Origin of the sequence: Leifsonia sp. SIMBA_070 (genome assembly GCF_046534635.1) — a bacterium.
Lineage (GTDB): Bacteria > Actinomycetota > Actinomycetes > Actinomycetales > Microbacteriaceae > Leifsonia.
This window is the reverse complement of the sequence record NZ_JAWRYK010000001.1, coordinates 1,638,912-1,662,207: the sequence shown is the minus strand read 5'-3', so window position 1 is coordinate 1,662,207 and position 23,296 is coordinate 1,638,912. Positions and strand designations below refer to the sequence as shown.

At 69.9% G+C, this 23,296-nt stretch carries 23 protein-coding genes; 15 read left to right on the top strand and 8 right to left on the bottom strand.

Features of this window, described 5'->3' with window-relative positions; translation table 11 throughout:
• Window positions 1-17 precede the first annotated feature (17 nt).
• Window positions 18-1,271, top strand: a complete 1,254-nt coding sequence (mshC, locus tag SB754_RS07800) for a cysteine--1-D-myo-inosityl 2-amino-2-deoxy-alpha-D-glucopyranoside ligase (protein ID WP_410781765.1) — start codon at window positions 18-20, stop codon at window positions 1,269-1,271.
• An 83-nt stretch (window positions 1,272-1,354) separates the two neighbouring features.
• On the opposite strand, the gene SB754_RS07795 is transcribed toward mshC, so the two are convergent.
• Window positions 1,355-2,290, bottom strand: a complete 936-nt coding sequence (locus SB754_RS07795; protein WP_410781764.1) for a proteasome assembly chaperone family protein — start codon at window positions 2,288-2,290, stop codon at window positions 1,355-1,357.
• 87 nt (window positions 2,291-2,377) lie between these two features.
• On the opposite strand from SB754_RS07795, the gene SB754_RS07790 reads away from it, so the two are divergent.
• From SB754_RS07790 to lnt, 10 genes are all read left to right on the top strand, one after another.
• A complete protein-coding gene (locus SB754_RS07790; protein ID WP_410781763.1) occupies window positions 2,378-3,118 on the top strand; it encodes an HAD family hydrolase in 741 nt (246 codons plus the stop codon).
• Window positions 3,115-4,125: a tRNA (adenine-N1)-methyltransferase gene (locus SB754_RS07785; RefSeq protein WP_410781762.1), complete on the top strand. Its 1,011-nt coding sequence runs from the start codon at window positions 3,115-3,117 to the stop codon at window positions 4,123-4,125. The genes SB754_RS07790 and SB754_RS07785 overlap by 4 nt, the downstream gene beginning before the upstream one ends.
• 39 nt (window positions 4,126-4,164) lie before the next feature.
• Window positions 4,165-5,082 carry an FKBP-type peptidyl-prolyl cis-trans isomerase gene (locus tag SB754_RS07780; protein ID WP_410781761.1) on the top strand — a complete coding sequence of 306 codons (918 nt, stop codon included), beginning with the start codon at window positions 4,165-4,167 and terminating at the stop codon, window positions 5,080-5,082.
• 21 nt (window positions 5,083-5,103) lie between these two features.
• Complete coding sequence (locus SB754_RS07775; protein WP_410781760.1) at window positions 5,104-6,201, top strand: helix-turn-helix transcriptional regulator; 1,098 nt, start codon at window positions 5,104-5,106, stop codon at window positions 6,199-6,201.
• Window positions 6,194-7,168, top strand: a complete 975-nt coding sequence (locus SB754_RS07770) for a helix-turn-helix transcriptional regulator (protein WP_410781759.1) — start codon at window positions 6,194-6,196, stop codon at window positions 7,166-7,168. The genes SB754_RS07775 and SB754_RS07770 overlap by 8 nt, the downstream gene beginning before the upstream one ends.
• 39 nt (window positions 7,169-7,207) lie before the next feature.
• Window positions 7,208-7,567, top strand: coding sequence for a hypothetical protein (locus SB754_RS07765; protein WP_410781758.1), 360 nt, complete (start codon window positions 7,208-7,210; stop codon window positions 7,565-7,567).
• Window positions 7,568-7,571: 4 nt separating this feature from the next.
• Window positions 7,572-7,838, top strand: coding sequence for a Sec-independent protein translocase subunit TatA (gene tatA / locus SB754_RS07760; RefSeq protein ID WP_410781757.1), 267 nt, complete (start codon window positions 7,572-7,574; stop codon window positions 7,836-7,838).
• A gap of 43 nt (window positions 7,839-7,881) precedes the next feature.
• Window positions 7,882-8,634 (top strand): twin-arginine translocase subunit TatC, encoded by a 753-nt coding sequence (gene tatC / locus SB754_RS07755; RefSeq protein ID WP_410783283.1) that lies wholly within the window; start codon window positions 7,882-7,884, stop codon window positions 8,632-8,634.
• A 62-nt stretch (window positions 8,635-8,696) separates the two neighbouring features.
• Window positions 8,697-11,129 carry a DEAD/DEAH box helicase gene (locus tag SB754_RS07750; RefSeq protein ID WP_410781756.1) on the top strand — a complete coding sequence of 811 codons (2,433 nt, stop codon included), beginning with the start codon at window positions 8,697-8,699 and terminating at the stop codon, window positions 11,127-11,129.
• A gap of 264 nt (window positions 11,130-11,393) precedes the next feature.
• On the top strand, window positions 11,394-12,962 hold the full coding sequence (gene lnt, locus SB754_RS07745) for an apolipoprotein N-acyltransferase (protein WP_410781755.1): 1,569 nt from the start codon (window positions 11,394-11,396) through the stop codon (window positions 12,960-12,962).
• A 24-nt stretch (window positions 12,963-12,986) separates the two neighbouring features.
• On the opposite strand, the gene SB754_RS07740 is transcribed toward lnt, so the two are convergent.
• The 4 genes from SB754_RS07740 to SB754_RS07725 all read right to left on the bottom strand — a co-directional run bounded on the left by SB754_RS07740 (window position 12,987) and on the right by SB754_RS07725 (window position 15,758).
• A complete protein-coding gene (locus tag SB754_RS07740; protein ID WP_410781754.1) occupies window positions 12,987-13,358 on the bottom strand; it encodes an RNA polymerase-binding protein RbpA in 372 nt (123 codons plus the stop codon).
• A gap of 122 nt (window positions 13,359-13,480) precedes the next feature.
• Window positions 13,481-14,230, bottom strand: coding sequence for a glycerophosphodiester phosphodiesterase family protein (locus SB754_RS07735; RefSeq protein WP_410781753.1), 750 nt, complete (start codon window positions 14,228-14,230; stop codon window positions 13,481-13,483).
• Window positions 14,227-15,261: an SPFH domain-containing protein gene (locus tag SB754_RS07730; RefSeq protein WP_410781752.1), complete on the bottom strand. Its 1,035-nt coding sequence runs from the start codon at window positions 15,259-15,261 to the stop codon at window positions 14,227-14,229. The genes SB754_RS07735 and SB754_RS07730 overlap by 4 nt, the downstream gene beginning before the upstream one ends.
• Entirely contained in the window at window positions 15,258-15,758 is a 501-nt protein-coding gene (locus SB754_RS07725) for an NfeD family protein (protein ID WP_410781751.1), read from the bottom strand. The genes SB754_RS07730 and SB754_RS07725 overlap by 4 nt, the downstream gene beginning before the upstream one ends.
• Before the next feature lie 108 nt (window positions 15,759-15,866).
• On the opposite strand from SB754_RS07725, the gene SB754_RS07720 reads away from it, so the two are divergent.
• Entirely contained in the window at window positions 15,867-16,652 is a 786-nt protein-coding gene (locus SB754_RS07720; protein ID WP_410781750.1) for an SDR family oxidoreductase, read from the top strand.
• Window positions 16,649-18,643, top strand: coding sequence for a S9 family peptidase (locus tag SB754_RS07715; RefSeq protein WP_410781749.1), 1,995 nt, complete (start codon window positions 16,649-16,651; stop codon window positions 18,641-18,643). The genes SB754_RS07720 and SB754_RS07715 overlap by 4 nt, the downstream gene beginning before the upstream one ends.
• A 25-nt stretch (window positions 18,644-18,668) precedes the next feature.
• On the opposite strand, the gene SB754_RS07710 is transcribed toward SB754_RS07715, so the two are convergent.
• A complete protein-coding gene (locus SB754_RS07710; RefSeq protein WP_410781748.1) occupies window positions 18,669-19,310 on the bottom strand; it encodes an HdeD family acid-resistance protein in 642 nt (213 codons plus the stop codon).
• A 387-nt stretch (window positions 19,311-19,697) separates the two neighbouring features.
• Between SB754_RS07710 and SB754_RS07705 the strand changes: the two genes are divergently transcribed.
• Window positions 19,698-20,789 carry a DUF5937 family protein gene (locus SB754_RS07705; protein ID WP_410781747.1) on the top strand — a complete coding sequence of 364 codons (1,092 nt, stop codon included), beginning with the start codon at window positions 19,698-19,700 and terminating at the stop codon, window positions 20,787-20,789.
• A gap of 9 nt (window positions 20,790-20,798) precedes the next feature.
• On the opposite strand, the gene SB754_RS07700 is transcribed toward SB754_RS07705, so the two are convergent.
• Both SB754_RS07700 and SB754_RS07695 read right to left on the bottom strand, forming a co-directional pair.
• Window positions 20,799-21,563: an SDR family NAD(P)-dependent oxidoreductase gene (locus SB754_RS07700; RefSeq protein ID WP_410781746.1), complete on the bottom strand. Its 765-nt coding sequence runs from the start codon at window positions 21,561-21,563 to the stop codon at window positions 20,799-20,801.
• A gap of 163 nt (window positions 21,564-21,726) precedes the next feature.
• Window positions 21,727-22,164 carry a CGNR zinc finger domain-containing protein gene (locus SB754_RS07695; RefSeq protein ID WP_410781745.1) on the bottom strand — a complete coding sequence of 146 codons (438 nt, stop codon included), beginning with the start codon at window positions 22,162-22,164 and terminating at the stop codon, window positions 21,727-21,729.
• A gap of 74 nt (window positions 22,165-22,238) precedes the next feature.
• Here SB754_RS07695 and SB754_RS07690 point away from each other — a divergent pair, with 74 nt between their 5' ends.
• Window positions 22,239-23,237 (top strand): transporter, encoded by a 999-nt coding sequence (locus SB754_RS07690; RefSeq protein ID WP_410781744.1) that lies wholly within the window; start codon window positions 22,239-22,241, stop codon window positions 23,235-23,237.
• The last annotated feature ends 59 nt before the right edge of the window (window positions 23,238-23,296 follow it).

Sequence of the window (23,296 nt, the reverse complement as noted above, 5' to 3'; positions counted from 1 at the left end):
CGCGAGGAGCTCGAGGGATGCGCGCCTGGGAGGCTGTCGAGGTTCCGCGGATCGCACTGCCGCACGACTCCGCCGAGAAGCTGCCGCTGCTGTTCGACACGGCCACGCAGCAGCTGGTGGAGGCGCGTCCCGACGACGTCGCCCGCCTCTACGTCTGCGGGATCACGCCGTACGACGCGACCCATCTGGGGCATGCGGCGACCTACCTGGCGTTCGACACTCTGCAGCGCGTGTGGCGGGACGCCGGGTACCGCGTCCACTACGCGCAGAACATCACCGACGTCGACGACCCGCTGCTCGAGCGGGCCGCAGCGACCGGTGTCGACTGGCGGGTGCTGGCCGACGAGCAGGTCGAGGTGTTCCGCCACGACATGGCGTCGCTGCGCATCCTCCCTCCGGACGACTACGTCGCCGTGACCGAGGTGATCGAGCAGATCGGTCGTGCGACGCGCATCCTGCTCGACCGCGAGCTGGCGTACCGCGTCGATGAGGACGTGTACTTCGATGTGGCCGCCGCTCAGGAGGCCGCGCCGTGGCTGCTCGGAGAAGAGAGCGGACTCGACCGGGGCACCATGCTGGCGCTGTCCGCCGAGCGCGGTGGCGACCCTGACCGCCCCGGCAAACGGGATCCGCTGGACCCGATGCTGTGGCGTGCGCCGCGCCCCGGCGAGCCGAGCTGGGCGTCCGAGGCGGGGGAGGGGCGGCCGGGATGGCACATCGAGTGCTCGGTCATCGCGCTGATGCACCTGGGGCGCGACTTCACGGTCCAGGGTGGAGGGTCCGACCTGGTCTTCCCGCACCACGAGCTGAGCGCGGGCCACGCCGCGGCGCTCAGCGGGCATCCGCTCGCGAAGGTCTACAGCCACGCCGGAATGGTCGCTTACGACGGCGAGAAGATGAGCAAGTCGCTCGGCAACCTGGTGCTCGTCTCCCGCCTGCGGGAGGGTGGCGCGGACCCGCAGGCGATCCGACTCTCGCTGCTCGCGCACCACTACCGCAGCGACTGGGAGTGGTTCGACGACGCGCTGGAGGAGGCGGAGCTGCGTCTGAGTGCGTGGCGGGAGGCGACGTCAGAGCTCGTCGAGTCGGTGGATGCCGACGCCGCGCTCGAGGAGGCAGCGCTGGTCGCGCGCCTCCGCGCAGCCGTCCGCAACGACCTGGACACGCCGTCCGCCCTGCGCTCGGTCGACCAGTGGGCGGCCGGACGGCCCACGGCCGTCACGTCCGTCGTCCCGGCGGCGATCGATGCGCTGCTCGGCATCCGCCTCTGACGCCATCTGCTCGTCCCGACATGCCGTCACGGTCCCTGCCGTAGCGGCGTGTCGGGACCACTCGTTCGCGCGGCGGGGTCGCGTCAGCCGCGGCGCGGGTCGTCCGGCGCGCGGCCGGCGGTGCCGCCGTCGCGGCCGTCGCCGCGGCGGCGGAGGTAGCGCTCGAACTCCTGCGCGATCGCCTCGCCGCTCGCCTCCGGCGAGTCGACGGTGTCGCGCGCCTGCTCCAGCTGCTGGATGTAGGAGGCCATCTCTTCGTCGTCGGACGCCAGAGCGTCGATCCCGGCCTCCCAGGCGGCGGCTTCGTCGACGAGGGTCCCGCGCGGGATGGTCACGTCGACGAGCTCCTCCAGCTTGTCGATGAGCGCGAGCACGGCTTTCGGGCTGGGAGCGTTGTGCACGTAGTGGGGGACGGACGCCCAGATCATGATGGTCGGGATGCCGACGTCTTCGGCCCCTTCGGCCAGAGCGCTGAGGATGCCGACCGGCCCCTCGTACGTCGACCGCTCGAGGCCCAGCTCGGCACGCACCGCCGCGTTGTCGCTGGAGGCGAAGACGGAGATCGGCCGCGTGTGCGGCACGTCGGCGAGCATGGCGCCGAGGAACACCACCGCGCCGATGTCGGCGGCGAGCGCCACATCCATGATCTCGGCGGTGAAGCTGCGCCAGCTGCGGGACGGCTCGGTGCCGAGCAGCAGGAAGATGTTGCCCGCGTTGTCGCCGGTCACCGTCAGCTCGGCGTCGCCCGCCAGGTCTTCTGGGACGCGGCCGGGCAGCGATGGACCGTACACGACCGCGGACGGCCAGATCAGGCGTCGGCGGCCGTCGTCGTCGGTCACGACGGGCCGGTTGAACTGGAAGTCGAAGTAGAGCTCCGGGTCGACCTCGGCGAGGGGGACGACGTCCAACTGCTCCTTGAGCGTCTTCACCGCGCCGCTGGCGGCCTCGCCGGCGTCGTTCCAGCCTTCGAACGCCACCACGAGGATGCGGCCTCCGAGGATGTTCTGTCCGTCAGTCACGAAGTCGTCCCTCGTCCTTCCCGGCGTCCGGTCGGGGCGCCATCCCTCAAGGATAGGCCCGGGCCTCTCCCGATAGACTTGCCCGTTGTGACCGCGTCTTCTCCCCGCAGCGAACAGACCGCCCCCGAACAGCCCCCTCTCGACCACGACGAGGCCCGGCTGCCCGCCGCTGTGCTGTGGGACATGGACGGCACCCTCGTCGACACCGAGCCGTACTGGATGGCGTCCGAGCAGGAGCTCGTCGGATCGTTCGGCGGAACCTGGAGTCACGACGACGGGTTGCTGCTCGTGGGACTCGGCCTGTGGAACTCGGCCGAGATCCTCCGCTCGCGCGGCGTGGCGATGGAGGCCGACGAGATCGTGCACTGGTTGACCGACCGCGTGCAGCAGAAGCTGGACGAGCAGGGCGTCCCGTGGCGCCCCGGGGCGAAAGAACTCCTGCGGTCCGTGCGCGAGCGCGGCATCCCCACGGCACTGGTCACCATGTCGGTGCGCCGGATGGCCGAGCAGATCGTCGCGCACATCCCGTTCGACGGGTTCGACGTCATCGTGAGCGGAGATGAGGTGGAGGAGCCGAAGCCGGCCCCCGAGCCGTACCTGCGGGCCGCACGGCTGCTCGGCGTCGAGATCACCGACGCCGTCGCGATCGAGGACTCGCTGGTCGGGCTCGCTTCCGCCGTGTCGTCCGGGGCGGCGACCATCGGCGTCCCGCACATCGTCCCGCTCCCGGAGTCGGACCAGCACACCCTCTGGGAGTCGCTGGAGGGCCGAACGGCCGACGACCTGATCGCCGTCGTCGCCGCACGTCGAGAGGCGACCGCCCGATGAACGAGACGCGCCGCAGCTCCGGCCCCTTCCGCGCAGGCGACCGCGTGCAGCTGACCGGCCCGAAGGGCCGCATGAACACCATCACGCTCGAACCGGGCAAGCTGTTCCACAGTCACCGCGGTGTCCTGGAGCACGACGCGATCATCGGCCTCCCGGACGGCTCCGTCGTCGCCAACAACGCCGGCGTCGAGCACCTGGCGCTCCGTCCGCTGCTCACCGACTTCGTGATGTCGATGCCGCGCGGTGCGGCGATCGTCTACCCGAAGGACGCCGCGCAGATCCTGGCGCTGGCCGACATCTTCCCCGGCGCGACGGTGGTGGAGGCCGGGGTCGGCTCCGGCGCGCTGTCGCTCTGGCTGCTCCGCGCCATCGGTCCGGAGGGGCACCTGTTCTCGTTCGAGCGGCGTGACGAGTTCGCCGATGTCGCCCGCGGCAACGCGGCGACGTTCCTCGGCGACGACCCGCAGAACTGGACCCTGACGGTCGGCGACCTGCAGGATGCGCTGCCCTCCGCGGTCGAGCCGGGCACGGTGGACCGCGTCGTCCTCGACATGCTCGCCCCGTGGGAGACGCTGGACGTGGTCACGGACGCCCTCAAGCCGGGCGGCGTCGTGATCTGCTACGTGGCGACGGTCACGCAGCTCTCCCGCGTCGCCGAGGCGATCCGCGCCTCCGGCCACTACACGCACCCGCAGTCGAGCGAGACCATGGTGCGCGGCTGGCACGTGGAGGGGCTGGCGGTCCGGCCGGATCACCGCATGATCGCGCACACCGGCTTCCTGATCACGGCGCGCCGTCTGGCGCCGGGCACCGTGCTCCCCGAGCTGAAGCGCCGTCCGTCGAAGTCCGACTACTCGGACGCGGACGTCGAGGCTTGGACGCCCGGAGCGCTGGGGGAGCGCGAGTCGAGCCCCAAGAGCCTCCGCAAGCGGATGCGCGAAGCCTCCGCCAGTGCCGACCTCGCCAAGGCCCGCGACGCGGACGAGGACACAGCCGGCGTCGAGTAGCATGAATTCGCCGTTCCAGCCCCGATCGAAAGAGAACCCGTGCGCAGAGTGACCATCGGAAGAACGTCCGCGATCGTGGCCGCCGCCGCTCTGGTGGCCGTCGCCCTCACCGGATGCTCCTCGAATCCGAATGCGGACTGCGGAACGGCGCTGCCCTCCGGCAAGGCGTCGCAGCTCGTCGAGGCGACGGGCAAGATCGGCTCCAAGCCGAAGATCACGGTGCCGACACCGCTGGACACGACGAAGTCGGAGCGCAGCATCATCACCGAGGGCACGGGTGAGCAGGTCCACCGCGGCCAGGTCGTCGAGATCCAGTACACGATCCTCGACGGAGCGACCGGCGAGGTCCAGCAGACCTCCTACGGCAGCGGCGACACCTACCCGCTGGCTCTGGGCTCCGGCAACGAATCCCTGAGCAAGGGGCTGCAGTGCGCGCCCGTCGGCTCGCGCGTCGCCGTCGTCATCTCGCCGAAGGACGCTGGAGGCACCGGAGCGACCAGCTCCGGCATCATCGTCGTCGACATCCTGAAGGCCTACCTCTCGCAGGCTAACGGCGAGGTGCGTCCGTCGCAGTCGGGCTTCCCGACCGTGGTGCTGGCGCCGACCGGTCAGCCCGGCATCACCATCCCGTCCTCCGGTTCCGCGCCGAAGTCGGTGCGCACCGAGGAGCTGAAAGCCGGTGACGGCGCGACCGTGAAGAAGGACTCGATCGCGATCCTCCATTACACGGCGGTCGGCTGGGAGAACAAGAACGTCGTCTACTCCAGCTGGCAGTCCGGCTCGCCCGACCTGGTGTCCATCAAGTCCGGTCAGAGCCAGCTGAACCAGGCGCTTCCACAGGGCGTGCTCGACCAGCTCGTCGGCAAGAAGGTCGGTTCGCAGGTGGTCATCGAGGCGCCCACCGAGGGCCAGGTGCCCGCGGCCGCCTGGGTCGTCGACATCCTGGGAGTCCGCTAAGCCTCGGACTAGGATGGACGGGTGTCCCGTTCTCCCGTCTCGCCCGCGCGCGTCCCGGTCGAGGAGCGTCTGTTCAGTCTCGTGCTGGCCTTGCTCGCGACCGAGAACGGCCTGACCAAGAGCGAGATCCTCTCGACGGTGCAGGGCTACCGGCAACGGTACGAGCCGCACGGCGACAACAGCAGCCTGGAGCGTCAGTTCGAGCGCGACAAAGACGACATCCGTGAGCTCGGCGTCCCGTTGGAGACGGTCGAATCCCCGGAGGCGTCCGGCAACAATCAGCTGCTGCGCTATCGCATTCCCAAAGGGGCATACGACCTTCCAGCCGATGTCAGCTTCTCGCCGGAGGAGCTGACGCTGCTCGGGCTCGCCGCCGCCGTCTGGCGCGAGGGCTCGCTGTCCGGCGAGTCCCGCCGGGCACTGATGAAGCTCCGGTCGCTCGGCGTCGAGGCCGACGACCCGGTGGTCGGCTACGCCCCGCGCCTGCGCGTGCGCGAGGCGGCCTTCGAGCCGCTGAGCCTGGCGCTCGAGCGGCACGTGATCGTCCAGTTCCCGTACCTCAAGCCGGGCGAGAGCACCTCCCGGCAGCGCACCGTCGCTCCGCTCGCGCTGGTGCAGCACCAGGGCCGGTGGCACCTGCAGGGCATCGACCACGGCGCTCAGGGGTCCCGGACCTTCCTGCTCTCGCGGATCGTCGGGCCGGTGAAGCTCACCTCCCGTTCTTTCGACCCGGAGCAGTACCGCGTCGAGGGCGAGGCGTTCGCCGAGCGCGCGCTGCTCGAGCTGGAGCGGATCTGGGAGTCGAACGTCGCCGAGATCGAGGTCACGGCGGGCACGGACGCGGCGACCCGTCTCGGCAAGCGCTACGGAGACGCGGTCCCCATGGGTGCCGACGGCGAGCCCCTCCGCCTGACCGTCAACTTCTCCGACATCAACATCCTCGCCGACCAGCTGGCGTCGTTCGGTCCGGAAGTGCTGGTGATCGCCCCGCAGGAACTCCGCGAGCAGGTGCTCCAGCGGTTGGAGGCCACACTCGCGGCGCACAGCAGCGCCCGCGGTCACAGCGGCACTCCTGGGCAGGGCGATGCCGGCGCGGCAGAGGAGGGGACCGATGGCTGAGCGTCGCAAGCCGATGCAGGCGCAGGACAAGCTCGCCTTTCTGCTCGCCCTGGTGCCGTACCTGATGGATCGCGACCGGGTGAGCGTGGCCGAGGCGGCGGAGCACTTCGGCATCGAGCAGGAGCAGCTGCGCGACGCCGTACGGCTGATCGCCGTGTCCGGCATCCCTGGGGAGACGAACGCCTACCAGCCCGGCGACCTGTTCGACATCGCCTGGGACGACTTCGAGGAGAACGACCAGATCGTCCTCACCCACCAGGTGGCCATCGACGACTCCCCGCGGTTCTCCGCCCGAGAGGCCGCGGCCCTGATCGCGGGGCTGCAGTACCTGACGGCTCTGCCGGAGAACGCCGACCGGGATGCGATCGGCTCGCTGACCGCCAAGCTCGCCCGCGGCGCGTCGGCGGCGCCCAGCCAGCTGGCCGTTGCGCGCTCGGAGACCGACGAGGCGCTCGCCACGATCCGCGACGCCGTCATCGCCGGCGTCCAGGTGGAGTTCGACTACCTGAGCTCGCGCGGGGAGCGCGAACGTAGGCGGGTCGACCCGCTGCGCATCGAGTCCGTCGACCAGGACTGGTACCTGCGCGGCTGGGATCACCTGCGCACGGCCATCCGCACCTTCCGGCTGGACCGGATCGACGACCTCGTCGCGACGGAAGAGCCGATCACGTACCGTCCGGGCGACGTCAAGCTGCCTGAGACGCTGTTCACGGGCACGCCGGAGGACCAGCTGGTGACCGTGGAGGTCTCGGCGTCCGCGATCCCGCTGATCGAGGACTACATCCCCGAGGGTGCTGAGCGCGCCGAGCGCGACGGCGTCATCCGGACGAGCGTCCGCGTCGCGCACTTCCACGGGCTGAAGCGTCTGGTCGCCGGGCTCTCCGGCGTGCTGACCGTGCTCGACCCTCCCGAGGCGCGGCAGGTCGTCGCCGGCTGGGCGCGCGCCGGCGTCGAGCGCTACCGCTGACTCCCGCCCGCCGGAGGCCGGGGCGGCTAGGCTGTCGGCATGCCCTGGTGGTCGTGGCTGCTGATCTGGACCGTGCTCGTGCTCGGTCTTCTCGGCATGCTCGCCTTCTTCGCGTGGTGGCTGTTCCGCAAGGTGGCCGCCGCCGGGCGTGAGGCGGCGGCTCTGATGGAGAAGGCGGAGGTGTTGTCGCGCCGCGCCGACGAGCTCCACGAGCGCTTCGAGCCTGCGGTGCTCGCCGACGCCCACGAACTGCGGGCGCAACGGGAGCAGCACCTGACCGAGCGGGCGTTCGCGCGGCAAGCTCGCAGGGACGCGCGGGTCAGGCGCGGTAGACTACTGGTCGATGTGGACCCGTCGACGGTGCCCACTCGCTTCGCCCACCTTTTGAGAAGGACCTGATCTCATGTTCGCAGGACTGACCGGATGGCATCTGCTCATCATCCTCGCCGTGATCCTGCTGCTCTTCGGTGCGCCGAAGCTTCCGGCCCTCGCCAAGAGCATCGGCCAGTCGATGCGGATCTTCAAGGGCGAGGTCGACGAGCTGAAGAAGGACGGCAAGTCCGACCAGCAGGCCGACGGAACGGCCCAGAACGCCGCAACGCCGAAACCGGCCACGACGCCGACGGTCACCCCGGTCGATCCCACGACCGAATCCAAGCCGAAGTCCTAGACCGGTGGCCTCCACGAAGCGAGGCACGAACCGCGAAGGCCGGATGACGCTCGCCGAGCACTTCGTCGAGCTTCGCAAACGCCTCTACCGAGCGGCTCTGGCCCTCCTGATCGGCTCCGTCATCGGCTGGTTCCTCAGCGACTACGTGATGAACGCGATGCGCGGACCGATCACCGCCATCGCTCAAGACCAGGGCCGTGAGGCGATGCTGAACTACGACAGCATCACCGGCGCGTTCGACCTGAAGATGCAGGTCGCGATCACCATCGGCGCCATCATCTCCAGCCCGGTCTGGCTCTATCAGATCTGGGCGTTCTTCGTCCCGGCCATGACCCGGAAGGAGAAGAAGTACGGCTTCGGCTTCTTCTTCACCGCCGTGCCGCTGTTCATCGCCGGGGGAGTGTGCGGCTGGCTGCTGGTCCCGCACATCGTCAGCCTCCTGACCAGTTTCGCCCCGGAGGCCGACTCGGCCATCATCGGCGCCAAGACGTACTTCGACTTCATCCTCAAGCTGGTCATCGCGGTCGGGATCGCCTTCGTCCTGCCGGTTTTCCTGGTGCTGCTCAACTTCGTCGGGGTGCTGAGCGCGAAGTCGATCATCGCCTCCTGGCGCTGGGCGCTCATCCTCATCGCGCTGTTCACGGCGATCGCGACGCCGGCCGCCGATGTGCTCTCGATGTTCCTGCTGGCGATCCCGATGGTCGCCCTCTACTTCGCTGCGTACGGGGTCGCCTGGCTCCACGACCGCCGTGCTGTGAAGAACCAGCTGCGCATCGAGGCCGAGCTCGCCGCCTGAACGCAACCCGCATGTTGTGCAAGCCCGCCGGCGGTGTCCAGGTGCGGGCATAGGCTGGACCGGTGACCGACCAGACGCTCTCGCCGGCGGAGCGCTACGCCGCCTCGCGCGACCGGGCCCGCCAACCTCTGCTCGAGACCTTCCGTGAGGGCCTCCGCTTCGACCTGGACCCGTTCCAGCGCGAGGCGTGTGCGTCGCTGGAGCGCGGCCGCAGCGTCCTGGTCGCCGCACCGACCGGCGCGGGCAAGACGATCGTTGCGGAATTCGCCGTCTTCCTGGCGATGCGGGAGGCCAACGCGAAAGTCTTCTACACCACGCCGATGAAGGCGCTGAGCAACCAGAAGTTCCAGGAGTTCGTCGAGGCGTACGGGCCGGAGTCGGTCGGCCTGCTCACCGGCGACACGAACATCAACTCGCGTGCGCGGATCGTCGTCATGACGACCGAGGTGCTGCGGAACATGCTCTACGCCGACTCCGACCTCCTGACCGACCTCGCGTACGTCGTCATGGACGAGGTGCACTACCTCGCCGACCGGTTCCGCGGCGCCGTGTGGGAGGAGGTCATCATCCACCTCCCGTCGGAGGTGCGGATGGTGTCCCTGAGCGCCACCGTCTCGAACGCCGAGGAGTTCGGCGACTGGCTGCAGGCCGTTCGGGGAGACACGGACGTCGTGGTGTCGGAGGAGCGGCCGGTGCCGCTGGAGCAGCACATCCTGATGCGCTCCAAGCTGATCGACCTCTTCGACTCGTCGGGGCTGGCGGCGACCAACCGGGTGAATCCGGAGCTGGTGCAGATGGCCCGCTACGGCGGGCGGGTGCTGAGCAGCCGGCAGATGAAGGATGTCGGGCGCTACCACTCCAAGGGAGGCCGGCCAGACGGCTTCCGGATGAACCGCGCCGAGCTGGTCGGCCTGCTCGACGACCGCAACCTCCTGCCTGCCATCTTCTTCATCTTCAGCCGCAACGGCTGCGATGCGGCGGTGAAGCAGGTGCTTCGTGCCGGTGTGCGGCTGACCGACAAAGCCGAGCGCGACGAGATCCGGAACATCGTGGAGGAGCGCTGCCGCACCCTCCTCGACGAGGACCTCGCGGTGCTGGGCTACTGGGAGTGGCTGGAAGGGCTGGAGCGCGGCGTCGCCGCTCACCATGCGGGGCTGCTGCCCGCCTTCAAGGAGGTCGTGGAGGAGCTGTTCCGCCGCAAGCTGGTGAAGGCGGTCTTCGCGACCGAGACGCTCGCGCTGGGCATCAACATGCCGGCACGCACGGTGGTGCTCGAGAAGTTGGAGAAGTTCAACGGCGAGGCGCGCGTGCCGATCACGCCGGGGGAGTACACCCAGCTGACCGGGCGGGCCGGGCGTCGTGGCATCGACGTGGAGGGGCACTCGGTGATCCAGTGGGAGGACGGACTGGACCCGCAGTCCGTGGCATCCCTGGCCTCCCGCCGCAGCTATCCGCTGAATTCGAGCTTCCGCCCGACGTACAACATGGCGGTCAACCTGATCGACCAGTTCGGGCGCACGCGGACGCGCGAGATCCTGGAGTCGTCGTTCGCGCAGTTCCAGGCCGACCGCGCCGTGGTCGACCTCGCCCGCAAGGCCATGCAGCAGGAGCAGTCTCTGGCCGGGTACGAGGAGGCCATGACGTGCCACCTCGGCGACTTCAGGGAGTACTTCGCGATCCGCCGCGAGCTGACCGACCTCGAGCGCAAGGGCTCCCGGATGGAGACCGCCTCCAACAGCGACCGCGAGAAGCGGCAGCGTCAGCTCGCCGCGCTCCGCAAGCGGATGAAGGACCACCCGTGCCACCGCTGCACCGAGCGGGAGCAGCACGCGCGCTGGGCGGAGCGCTGGTGGAAGCTGAAGCGCGACACCGACAAGCTGCGGTCGCAGATCCAGTCGCGCACGGGCGCGGTCGCGAAGGTGTTCGACCGCGTCTCGGACGTGCTGCTCGAACTCGGCTACCTCGCCGACGAGGAGGGCGAGACCGCCCTCACGGTGCACGGCCGCACGCTCAAGCGGATCTACGGCGAGCGGGACCTGCTCGTCGCGGAGTGCCTGCGTCGCAATGTCTGGAAGGATCTGGACGCTCCCGGCCTCGCCGCAATGGCGTGCGCCCTCGTCTTCGAGCCGCGGCGCGACGAGGGGCTCGCCAGCGAGCGCACCCTCCCGCGCGGCGCCTTCCGCCCGGCGCTGGAGAAGACCGTGGAACTGTGGAGCCGGCTCGACGACCTCGAGCAGGACCACCGCCTCCCCGGGAGCGAGCCGCCGTCGACCGCGATCTCCCTCGCGATGTGGATGTGGTCCCGAGGCCAGGGGCTGGATGCGGTGCTCTCCGAGGCCGACATGGCCGCCGGTGACTTCGTCCGCTGGACCAAGCAGACGATCGACCTGCTCGACCAGCTGTCGCTCGTCGCACAGGGCAACGTCGGCCGGGTCGCCCGGCAGGCACTGGAGTCGATCCGCCGCGGCATCGTCGCGTACTCGTCCGTCGCCTAGCGCCGCCGTATCGCCAGGTGCGGGGCCGGCGCAGTCCGTGGGCCGGGCCGAGATTCGTGACGAATCGGGGCTCCGCGAGCTCAATAGCGCACATTCGTGACGAATCTGGGCGCAGAAGCCGAAGGCAGATTCGTGACGAATCGGGGCTCCGGAGGCGCCAAAAGGCAGATTCGTCACGAATCGGGGGAAGCAAGTGGGCGCGCTTGACGGCACGGAGGGCATCCTGAGCGGCGTCCACACGCGGATGCTTTAGGCTCTCCCTTCGTGCGCATCCCCCCCAGAGCCCCGCTGCCGCTGTGGCTCGCGGTGCTGGTCGCCGCCGGCGCCGGACCGGTGCTCGATGCGGGCTTCCCGGCCTCCGACGTCTGGCCGTTGACCTTCGTCGGCATCGCCATGGTGCTGCTGGCCCAGCGGGGCCGGCGCGCGGGCTCGGCGTTCCTCGTCGGCTTCATCGCGGGGGAGTCGTTCTACCTTGTCCACATCGCCTGGACCGCGCTGTACCTCGGCCCCGTACCGTGGATCGCCCTCTCGACGCTGGAGTCCCTGTTCTGGGGCGTCGGGGGCATCCTGCTCACTCTCGCCTACCGGTGGGTTCCGCGGGCGTTCCCGACGCTGCTCGGACGCCTCGGGCTGCTCCCGGTGGTCCTCGCCGGGCTCTGGGTGCTGCGGGAGTTCATCACAGGCACCTGGCCGTACGGCGGCTTCTCCTGGGGCCGCGTCGCCGAGTCGCAGTCGACGAGTCCGCTCGCGCCGCTCGTGGCCTGGTTCGGCATCTCCGGGGTCGGCTTCGTCATGGTATGGCTGGTGGCGCTCCTCGTCGAGCTCCCGTTCGCCATCGACGTCCGCGCAGCGTCGCGTGCGCTCCTGGGCGCCACCGCCGTCGCGCTGGTCCTCGCCATCCCGGCCTGGCCGGCGACGACGCACGGGACCACGCGGATCGCAGCCGTGCAGGGAAACGGTCCCGCCGGGTACTTCGACAACGCCCCGGAGGGAGCCGTCTTCGACACCCAGTACACCGAGACGCTGCGGATCCCGCGCGCACAGCGGACGGGCGCCAACACGGTCGACATGGTGGTCTGGCCGGAGGGGGCGGCGCTGCCCGACCCGACCAGGGACCCGGAGACCGCCGGTGCGCTCGACTCGCTGAGCCGGCTGTTCGGCGCCCCCTTCATCGTCGGGACGATCACGCAGCGGGACGACAAGCTCTACAACACGTCGCTGCAGTGGGAGGCTGGAAAGGGCGCCGTCGACTACTACGACAAGAAGCACCCGGTGCCGTTCGGCGAGTACGTCCCGGACCGGTCCTTCTGGCGCCCCTTCGCGCCGAGCCTGATCGACCTCATCGGCCGTGACTACACGCCGGGGACGCGTGACAACGTGATGGACGTCGGTGGCGTGCGCGCGGGCATCTCGATCTGCTTCGACATCGTCGACGACCAGCTCCTGACCGACATGATGCGCGGGGGAGCGCAGGTCATCCTGGCGCAGACCAACAACGCCGACTTCGGCGAGACGGACGAGAACCAGCAGCAGCTGGCGATCGCGCGGCTGCGGGCGATCGAGTCGGGCCGGTCGCTGGTCAATATCTCGACCGTCGGCAGCAGCCAGATCATCGGACCGGACGGGAGCACGATCAGCTCGATCGCCCCGTTCAAGCCCGGTCACATGGTCGCGAATGTGCCGCTCGGGACGACGACCACGCCGGCCACCCTGCTCAGCCGCGGGATCGAGTTCCTGGTCGCCGGGCTCGGGCTGTTCGGCCTGCTCGCTGCGGCCCTCGGCCGCCGGAATGCGCCAGGAGACGCGAGAAGGCCGCTCCCACCGGTGCGGTGAGAACGGCCTCGGCCCGAATGGCGATCAGGCGCTGTGCTTGCGCTCGCTGGTGCCGCGACGGGCCCGCAGGTACTGCAGGCGCTCCTCCAGGAGCTCCTCCAGCTCGGCGCGCGAGCGACGCTCCAGCAGCATGTCCCAGTGGCTGCGCGGAGTCTTGACGTCGGAGTGGTCGACTTCGACGGGAGTGTCGCCGATGAGCAGGCGCGCCTCCTGGCCGCAGTGCTTGCACTCCCAGGTGTCGGGGGCCTCTGCCTCGGCCGAGAACACCACTTCGGTGTCCTTGCCGCAGACGGGGCACAGGTATGTGTAACGGGAACGCGGAGAGTAGACGACGCCTTCTTCGCTCTGTAGGCTTTGAGCGCCGAGTCTCATTCCGCGCAAGCTGCGATCTGCCATTGTGTGGTTCTCCTCTGTGCGCGCGAATCCTCACAGTTATAAACCGTCAAGCTGGGGATTCTCTTTCCGGCGCAGCCTTTCTCCCAGTGGAGTCACAGAGTGGCGGCGCGCCACGGTGCGGATCAGCGCCGGGAGCGGACCAGAGTGGCGAGCAGGTCGCAGCGGTCGGTGACGATCGCGTCGACCCCCAGGTCGAGCAGCCGCGTCATCGCCTCGGGGTCGTTCACGGTCCAGACGTGCACCTCGCTGCCGGCGGCGTGGATGCGGTCCACCGTCCGGCGGGTGACGATCCGCACCGGCCCGCGACGCTCCGGGATCTGCACGGCGGCGAACCCGCGGAGCGAGCGCCGGACGAGCGGCTGCAGACCGAGCTTCGCGCCGACGAGGACGGGGACGAATTCCGGGACGGCGGGGGAGGAGGCCACCCCGGGCAGCTCCTCCGTGACGGCGGTGCGGCGTGCCGTCGAGAAACTGGTGATGAGGACGCGGTCGGCGGCGCGTGCCGCGCGGATCGCCTGCACGGCAGGGGCAGCCGCCCGGCCGTCTTTCACGTCGATGTTGAACCGCGCCTGTGGGAACGCGTCGAGAGCGTCCGCCAGCGAACAGAACCCCTGGCCGTGGCCGAGGTCGATGCGACGGAGCTCGGCCATCGTCAACTGGGACAGCGGAGCTTCCCGGGCGACGACGCGCGTCAGGTCAGGATCGTGCGCGATGACGGCCACACCGTCGGCGGTGGCGTGGATGTCCGTCTCGAGGTGCGTCGCACCCGCCGACAACGCCCGCAGGAAGGCCAGGAGCGTGTTCTCGGGCGCGTCCAGGGCCAGCCCGCGGTGCGCGAAGATGCGCGGCCGCGGGCCGTCGAGGAACGTCACGACGCGGGAGTGGCCGACCCTGTGTCGGCGGCGGTCGCCGCTGTGCCACCCGGGGCGGTCGCCCCTGTGCCACCCGGGGCGGTCGCCGCTGTGCCACCCGCCGCGGTCGCCGCTGCCGCAGCCGCAGCAGCGGCGCCGGCCGGACCGAACGCCGATCCGAGGCCCTTGAGGGCCTCGGTGAGCTCGCTCGGGATGATCCACAGCTTGTTCGACGCACCATCGGCGAGCTTCGGCAGCGTCTGCAGGTACTGGTAGGCGAGCAGGAGGTTGTCGGGCTGGCCCTCGTGGATGGCGCCGAAGACGGTCGCGATGGCCTTCGCCTCTCCGTCGGCGCGAAGCACCGCGGCCTTGGCCTCGCCCTCGGCCCGGAGGATCGCGGCCTGCCGAGAGCCTTCCGCGTTGAGGATCTCGGACTGCTTCGTGCCCTCTGCGGTCAGGATCAGCGCGCGCCGGTCGCGCTCCGCGCGCATCTGCTTCTCCATCGAGTCCTGGATGGACACGGGCGGCTCGATGGCCTTGAGCTCGACCCGCGAGACGCGGATGCCCCACTTGCCGGTCGCCTCGTCGAGGACGAGCCGGAGCTGGCCGTTGATGTTGTCGCGGCTGGTCAGCGCCTGCTCCAGGTTGAGGCCGCCGACCACGTTGCGCAGCGTGGTGGTGGTCAGCTGCTCGACCGCGCCGAGGTAGTTGGCGATCTCGTACGTGGCAGCACGCGCATCCGTCACCTGGAAGTAGACGACCGTGTCGATCGAGACGACCAGGTTGTCCTCGGTGATGACGGGCTGGGGCGGGAAGGAGACCACCTGCTCGCGCATGTCGATGAGAGGCCGCACCTTGTCGATGAACGGCACCACGACGTTCAGACCCGGGTTGAGGGTCTTGTGATACCGGCCCAGTCGCTCCACCACGCCGGCGCGCGCCTGCGGGATGATACGGATCGATCGGAACAGCGTCACCAGCACGAAGATGACGATGATCAGGATGATCACCGTCACCACGATGGTGACGATGAGCTGGGTGGCGTCGTTCACGGAACGATCCTCTCGCTGAGGCCGTCGGTACCTGCGGAGACCGGTGCGGGGGCCACGACGGCGGTCGCCCCCTCGATCGAGACGACGACGACGTGCTCGCCCGGAACGAGTTCCGGGGGAGAGTCGGAGGGGGAGGCGAGGCGGGCGGTCCAGGTCTCGCCGACCTGCAGTTTGACCAGGCCGGATGTGCGGCTCACGGTCGAGACGACGACGCCGCCCATTCCGATCAGCCGGTCGACGTTGCTCTTCGCCGGGTCGCCGCCGCGCTTCAGCGCGTGGAGGAGCGGCGGGCGGATGAAGAAGATCAGGACGACCGAGAGGACGGCCGCGATGATGAGCTGCAGCCACCAGGGCGCTCCGAACAAGCCGGAGAGGAGGCCTCCCAGGCTGCCGACGGCGATCATCAGGAAGACGAAGTCGAGCGTCAGCATTTCGATGATCACGAAGACCAGGATGAGGACGAGCCAGGCGATCCAGGCGAAGGACGTGATGTCCATGACGTCCCCCTTTCACTTCTCTTGATATGACGGTACCAGCCTGGAACGACGCCGGTCCGAGCCCACTTGGTAGTCTCAGGATGCAGACATCGACGCCGAGGAGTTTTCGTGGCAAACCCCCTTCCCCCTGGTTCGCTGACGGGCAAGCGCGCGCTCGTCACCGGTTCGTCGCGCGGTATCGGCGCGGACACCGCCCGGTACCTCGCTGAGGCCGGCGCCCGCGTGGTGATCAACTACCGCAACAAGGAGGCGCGCGCGGCGAAGCTCGTCGACGCCATCGTCGACGAGGGCGGAACGGCGATGGCGATCGGCGCCGATCTGACCGACCGCGCGTCCATCGAGGCCATGTTCCGGTCAGTGGCGGACGCGTGGGGCGGACTCGACATCCTCGTCCTCAATGCGTCGGGCGGGATGGAGTCCGGCATGGCCGAGGACTACGCCATGCAGCTCAACCGCGACGCGCAGGTCGACACCCTGACGGCGGCGCTTCCGCTGCTCAGGCCGGGCTCTCGGGTCGTCTTCGTCACCAGTCACCAGGCGCACTTCATCCAGACCACGCCGACCATGCCCGAGTACGAGGCGGTCGCACTCAGCAAGCGGGCCGGAGAGGACGCGCTGCGCGCCCTCCTCCCGACCCTCGCAGAGAAGGGCGTCGAGTTCGTCGTCGTCTCGGGAGACATGATCGAGGGGACCATCACAGCGACCCTCCTGAACCGTCTCAATCCTGGCGCCATCGACGCGCGCAAGGAGGCCGCGGGCCGGCTCTACAACGTGAGCGAGTTCGCCGCCGAGGTCGCCGCCGCCGCCATCGACCCGATCCCCGCCGATCACACGCGCCTCGTCGGCGACGTGTCGAGCTTCACCCCGATCGTCGAATCCGGGATCGCCGAGTGAAGGCCACCGATCTCGACCTGCTCGTCGGCCTCTCCACGCCGACGGTGCACCCGGGCGGCGTCCGCGCAGTGGTCTCGATCATGCATCCGTCGCTCGCGGCCGATGCCACGGTCGGCCAGCTCTGGACGGTCCCGCTCAGCGGGCATGCCGCGCCGAGACTTCTGACCCGCGGCTTCCGTGACACCGACCCGCAGTTCTCGCCGGACGGGCGGCTGCTGGCCTTCCTGCGTGCCGAGCCGAAGCGTCCGCCGCAACTGCACGTCGTCGACGCGGCCGGGGGAGAGCCGGTCGCCGTCACCGACAGGAAGCTCGGCGTCTCCGAGTTCGCCTGGTCGCCGGACGGCCGGACTCTGGCCTTCGTGAGCCGTGAGCCCGAGCAGGGCCGGTATGGGACGGTCGAGGGGATCGAGCCGAACGCCGAGCCCGCCCGCCGCATCGACACGCTGAAATATCAGGCGAACGGGCTCGGCTACACGGTCGACCGGCGTTCGCACGTCTTCGTCGTGCCGGCGCCCGACGTGTGGTCCGCGCCGATCCCGGCCCCTGTTCCTCTGCCCGACGGGTCCAGCGCCCCGGCACCCGCTGTCGCGGAGCCGCGGCAGCTCACGGACGGCCCGTACGACGACGGATCGATTTCGTTCTCGCCGGACGGCCGGAGGATCGCGTTCGTCTCAGCGCGCCACGCCAGCCGGGATGTCGACCTGCGCTCGAACGTCTTCACCGTTCCGCTGGAGGGTGGCGACGCCCGCGACCTCACCGGTCAGCACGGGTCGTACAGCGTCATCGACGCCGGGTACGCCCGCAACGGCGTGCTGTTCTTCACGGCTCAGGATGTGGGGGAGAGCGGCCGGGACTTCGTTGCGAAGAACACCGCCCTCTACGTCATCGACTCCCCAGGTGCGGTGCCGCGACGGCTGACCGACCCGGAGACGGTGGACTTCACCGAGTCGGCCATCGTCGCCGTCCGGGACGATGTGGTGCTCCTGCAGGACCGCCGACGCGGCGCTCTGGTGCTGACCGAGGTGACCAGCGGAGGGGAGAGCCGCCGGCTCACCGACGACCGGACCGTGGTCGGAGGCGTGGCGGTTGCGGGCGACACGACCGTCGTCACCTTCGCGGATGCCCGGACGACCGGGGATGTCGCGCTCGTGGACGGCGAGGGGCTGCAGCGGCTGACCGATCTGTCCGCTCCGCTGCGGTCCGCCGGCGTCATCGACCCCGTCGAGCTGACGGTGACCGGTCGCGACGGCTACCCGGTGCACGGCTGGGTGCTCGTGCCGGAGGGGGAGGGGCCGCATCCTGTGCTCCTCAACATCCACGGCGGGCCGTTCGCCGCCTACACGGGTGCGCTGTTCGACGAGGCGCAGGTGTACGCCGCAGCCGGATACGCCGTCGTCATGTGCAACCCGCGCGGATCGGCCGGCTACGGGCAGGAGCACGGGCGCGTCATCCGTCAGCGGATGGGCACGGTCGATCTCGCGGATGTTCTCGACTTCCTCGAGGGCGCCATCGCGCAGGTCCCGGGGCTGGACCGCGAGCGTGTCGGGATCATGGGCGGTTCGTACGGCGGCTATCTGACGGCCTGGACGATCGCGCACGACCACCGGTTCGCCGCCGCGATCGTGGAGCGCGGGTTCCTCGACCCGGACTACTTCGTGGGTACGAGCGACATCGGCAGCTTCTTCGGCGACGAGTACACCGGCACCGACCCTGAGCTGATGCGGTCGCAGAGCCCGCAGGCGGTCGTGGACAGGGTCAGGACGCCGACCCTGGTGCTGCACTCGTCGAGCGACCTGCGGTGCCCCCTCGGTCAGGCCGAGCGCTACTACGCGGCGCTGAAGCGGCGGGGCGTCGAGACGGAGCTGGTGATCTTCCCGGGCGAGGACCACGAGCTGAGCCGGAGCGGACGGCCCCGGCACCGCCGTGAGCGGTTCGACATCATCCTGGACTGGTGGGCGGAGCACCTGCCCAGCCGGAGCAACCACCGCTGACCGCGGTCGCGGCGGATGGGTCGCTTCAGGCGACGCGGGGCGCGGCCGGTGTCGCCTCGGTGGCCTTGAGCACGTCACGGCCGAAGGTGAAGGCCCGGACGATGCCGATGATCCCCAGGACGATGAGCGCGATCGCGGCGAACAGCAGCAGGAACGCGGCGGACGAGACGGGCAGGACGAGGACGACGATTCCGGCGATGATGCTGAGGATGCCGAAGGCGATCGACCATCCGGCCGAGGCGGAGCGGCCGGACTCGGCCAGCGCCATGACGCCTTCGATGATCCATCCGACGCCGATGAACGCCACGGCGAAGATGACGAGCGTGACGGCGGCCGCGGAGACGTTCTTCAAGGCGACGATGCCCACAAAGATGAGCAGAACTCCGAGAACAATGTTGAGCGCTCTGGCGCCGCCACGCATCCCGCGCCCGAAGATCCCGACGCCGAGCCGGAGGATGCCGGCCACCAGGAAGTAGATGCCGAGGAAGACGGCCAGCACGGAGATCGTCTTCTCGGGCCAGAACAGCAGCACGATGCCGAGGATCAGGCTCACGCCGCCGCTGATCCCGAGAACGGTCCGAATGGCGGCGATGGCAGAGCGCGTCATGCCACGGGCATCCAAGGAGAACTCGTGCAGCATCGGGTCGGTGGGGTCGTTGACGCTCATTGCTTCATCCCTTCGCAGTGGCGCCGCCGGCGTGGCGGTTGATGCTGACACTAGCGCTCAGGACTCACGCTGTCAGGAGTCCTCCTGGAGCGATTCTGTATAGCTGATAATGCACATTATGTCAGCTCGTGCGGCATGGGGCCATACTCGCAGTCATAGCCAGAGGCGGCGTCGCTCGGCCTCCACACGGAGCGCGTCAGCCTGGTCCAAACGGAACCGCAAGAGGAGACGCCACGTCGGGAGGCGCCGAGGTGTCCGGAGGGGGAAGAACGCTGGTCGGATGGTCATGTGGCCACCATCGGGCACCTCTCCCCTGCGGTGTGCGCCGATTGACGGAAATCGTCAATCGGTAACGCGAGTCGGGCTCGAGCTTGCCAAGATGAGGCCATGAGCGTGTCCATCGATGTGGCCAGAGTGCCGAACGAGAGCTACCGCATCGCCCCGTCGCCACTGGCCGAGCTGGGGTCGGCCATCCACCTGCTCGTCGAGCCGACCCATCATCCCGCCCACAGCGGCTGGGTCGCGTCGGTGACCGCCTCCATGCCTCCCGAACTGCTGGACCGGCTCATCGATGCCGACTACCTCTGGCGGACGTCCCGAGCCGACATGCTGCTCCCTGCCGAGCCCGGGCGGAGCCTGTCCGACGAACTCGACGCTGTGGATGCCCTCGACGACGAGACGTGGGTGTCGGCCGCCCTGCTGACCAGCAGTTGTGGAACGGTTCCGCTGTTCCGGGAGCTCGGCTCACCGCTGGTCGACGCAGCGGCTCGCGATCTCGCCCGAGAGCGAGCGCTCGCGCGAGGTCCGCGCCAGATCGGCTTCGTCGACGTCGTCCTCGACGACCCTGCGCGCGCACGGTCGCACGTGCGGAGGCTGCTGGAGGACTGCGACGCCGCCTTCTTCGCGGACGCGTGGCGCCAGCTGCGCCCCAGGCTCACCGCGGATGCGCGCCTCAAACAGGACGTGCTCGACACCTCCGGACTGCGGCGGATGATCGGTTCCGTCTCCCCCGCGCTCGCCGTCGACGACGCTGAGACCCGGATCGTGGTCGACAAGCTGCAGGACAACGCGACCACGGCCGACGAGCGCGGTGTCACCCTGCTGCCGAGCGCGCTCGGCCACCCCCACCTGCTCGTCGTCCACGCCCCGGGCTGGAAGCCGGTCATCCAGTACCCGTTCGCTGCCGGTCAAGCACCCGCGCCCACCACCTCCATCGATACGGTTGCGCAACGACTCCGCGCTTTGGACCACCCCGTGCGGCTCCGGCTCGCGCGAAGCCTCATCCGCGGCCCCCACACCACGGCCGACCTGGCCGAGGCCTGGGGCATCAGTGCGCCGGAGGTCTCCCGCCATCTGGCCGTCCTCAAGCAGGCGGGCCTCCTCACGACGACGCGAAACGGTCGCTACGTCGTCTACACCTTCGACACGGTCACCGCCGCGCGACTCGGGAAGGACATGGTCGAGGCGCTGCTGCGCTGACCGTGCCGGTCACCAGGTCTGCTCGGCGGCGCGGACGAGGAGCTCGTTGACGGCCACGCGGCGCGGGCGCGTCACCATGTACGCGACGGCGTCGGCGATGTCGGACGGCTGCAGCGCCTCGATCGCGGCGACCTGCCGCTCGGCGGCCTCCCGGACGGCATCCGAGTTGTGCGTGACGAGTTCGGTGTCCACCGTCCCCGGCTCGATCACGCCGACGCGGACGCGCTGCGGCACGAGCTCCTGCCGCAAAGCCTCCGAGAACGCGTTGACGCCGAACTTCGTCAGGTTGTAGACGCTGCTGCCCGGGCGCGCGACACGCCCGGCCGTGGAGCTGATCGTCACGACGTCCGCCACTCCCCTGCCGGAATCCGCCGCGGCCCGTACCAGGTGCGGCAGCGCGGCGTGCGTGACCGCCAGCACCCCGGTGACGTTGATGGCGAGCATCCGCTCCCAGTCGTCGACGCTCGCCTGCCGTGCGGGGCCGAGCAGCATCACACCCGCGTTGTTGACGAGGATGTCGAGGCGGCCCAGCGCGCCGACGGTCTCCTCCACAGCCGCTTCCGCTGAGGCGCGCTCGGCGACATCCCCCTCCACGACCACTGCCGTCCCGCCGGCCTCGGCGATCCCACCGGCGACGGCCTCCAATCGTTCGCGACGGCGGGCGACGAGGGCGACGGCGGCGCCCTCGACGGCCAGGCGGCGCGCCGTCTCGGCCCCGATTCCGCTGCTCGCGCCGGTCACCAGCGCGACGGCGCCATCCAGAAGTCCGCTCACGGCCGTCTCCATTCCCGAGGGGTGTTCGCGAGATCACCGTAGGAGCTTCGGCGCACCGCGTGCAATGGCGTCCTGTAACGAGTGCGGTGCCGCGTAACGAGTGCGGTGCGGCGCGCAAGCGCATACGTGACGGGACGCAGCAGTCGCAGCGGGCGTCCGGCGGTCAGGCGAGGCGGCGGGCGTAGTGGCGGCGTGCCTTCATGCGGTTGCCGCAGCCGGCCATCGAGCACCAGCGGGCGGTATTCGGCTTGCTGTGGTCGATCAGGAACTTGTTGCACTCGGGGTTGGCGCACGGACGCAGGCGGCCGGGCAGCTCCTCCTGGACGCGCGCCCACTCGAGGACCAGCTCCGCCCTTCCCCGCGCCGGCTCCGGCGCATCGAGCACCCACTCGATGCCGGAGGATGTGACGACCGGCCGGCGACGCACGCCCTCGAGGTACGGCGAGAGGACGCCGGCCTCCGCCTCCCCCCGGATGACAGCGTGCAGCGCATCCCGCAGCCGCGCCGTCTCGGGGTCGTCGAGGGTCTCTACGATGCGGCCGTCCACGACAGGAGCGCTGTTCAGCAGCTCGAGCAGGTCCTGCTCCCTCTCGTCGATCATCTAACCACTATAACAGACTTGACAGGTTAGACACAGACCGCTAGAGTCGGGCGGTCGTCGAAAGGAACCCGACCATGATGAGCCCGGCACAGCGGATCCCCCTCAATACCTTGGCGATCGCCTTCGGGCTCGCCGGGCTCGCCACGGTGTGGACCGTCGCCGCCCGACTCCTCGGCGTGCCGGAGCTCGTCGGGCAGCTGCTCTGGGTCGTCGTGGCCGTCGCCTGGTTGTGGCTGATCGTCGCGCACCTGCGGCGCGGCGCCCGCAGCGCCGAGTCCCTGGCCGACCAGCTGCGCCACCCCGCGCAGGGTCCGATCGCCGCGCTGGTCCCGGTCGTCGGGATGCTGCTCGGCGCCGACCTGTACCGGTTCGTCCCCCTCGCCGGCGTCATCCTCGTGATCGCGTCGATCGTCGTCGCGGCCGGGTTCGCCGGGTGGATCCTCGCCTTCTGGCACAGCGGGAGCCTGCCCCCCGAAGCGTTCCACGGCGGCTACCTCCTGCCGACGGTGGCAGCGAGCCTGATCGCTGCGACGACGTCATACCGGATCGGTGTGCCCGCCCTGGCGATCGGAGCCTTCGCCGTCGGCGTGTTCTTCTGGGTCGTGATCTCGACCGTGCTGCTGGCGCGGCTGGCGTTCTTCTCGCCGCTGCCCGATGCGCTGACGCCGACGTGCGCCATCCTGCTCGCGCCTCCCGCCGTCGCCGGCACGGCCTGGTTCACGATCAACGGCGAGCACGCCGACCTCGTCTCGATGGCGCTGCTCGGCCTTCTCGTGCTGATGGCGCTCCAGCAGCTGGCGCTCCTCCCCCGCTACCGGCGCCTGTCGTTCACGCTCGGCTTCTGGTCGTTCACCTTCCCGCTGGCGGCCGCCGGCGGGTACGGCGCCGAATGGGCGTCGGTCGCGGCCTTCCCCGGCTGGCAGCTCGTGGCGTGGCTGCTCGTCGCGCTGGTCACCGTGGTTATCCTCGCCGTGGCCGTCCGGTCGCTCCTTCTGGTCACGAGTGTCCGCCGCGGCGTCCAGCGCGCGGAGATCGTCCTGCGCCGGGCCGACGACGCCGTCGAGCGGCGCTGACGGACGCTCCGCTTCTTCTCCCCCGGCCCCGCGGGTACTTTGGGCGGTCGAGCACAGGT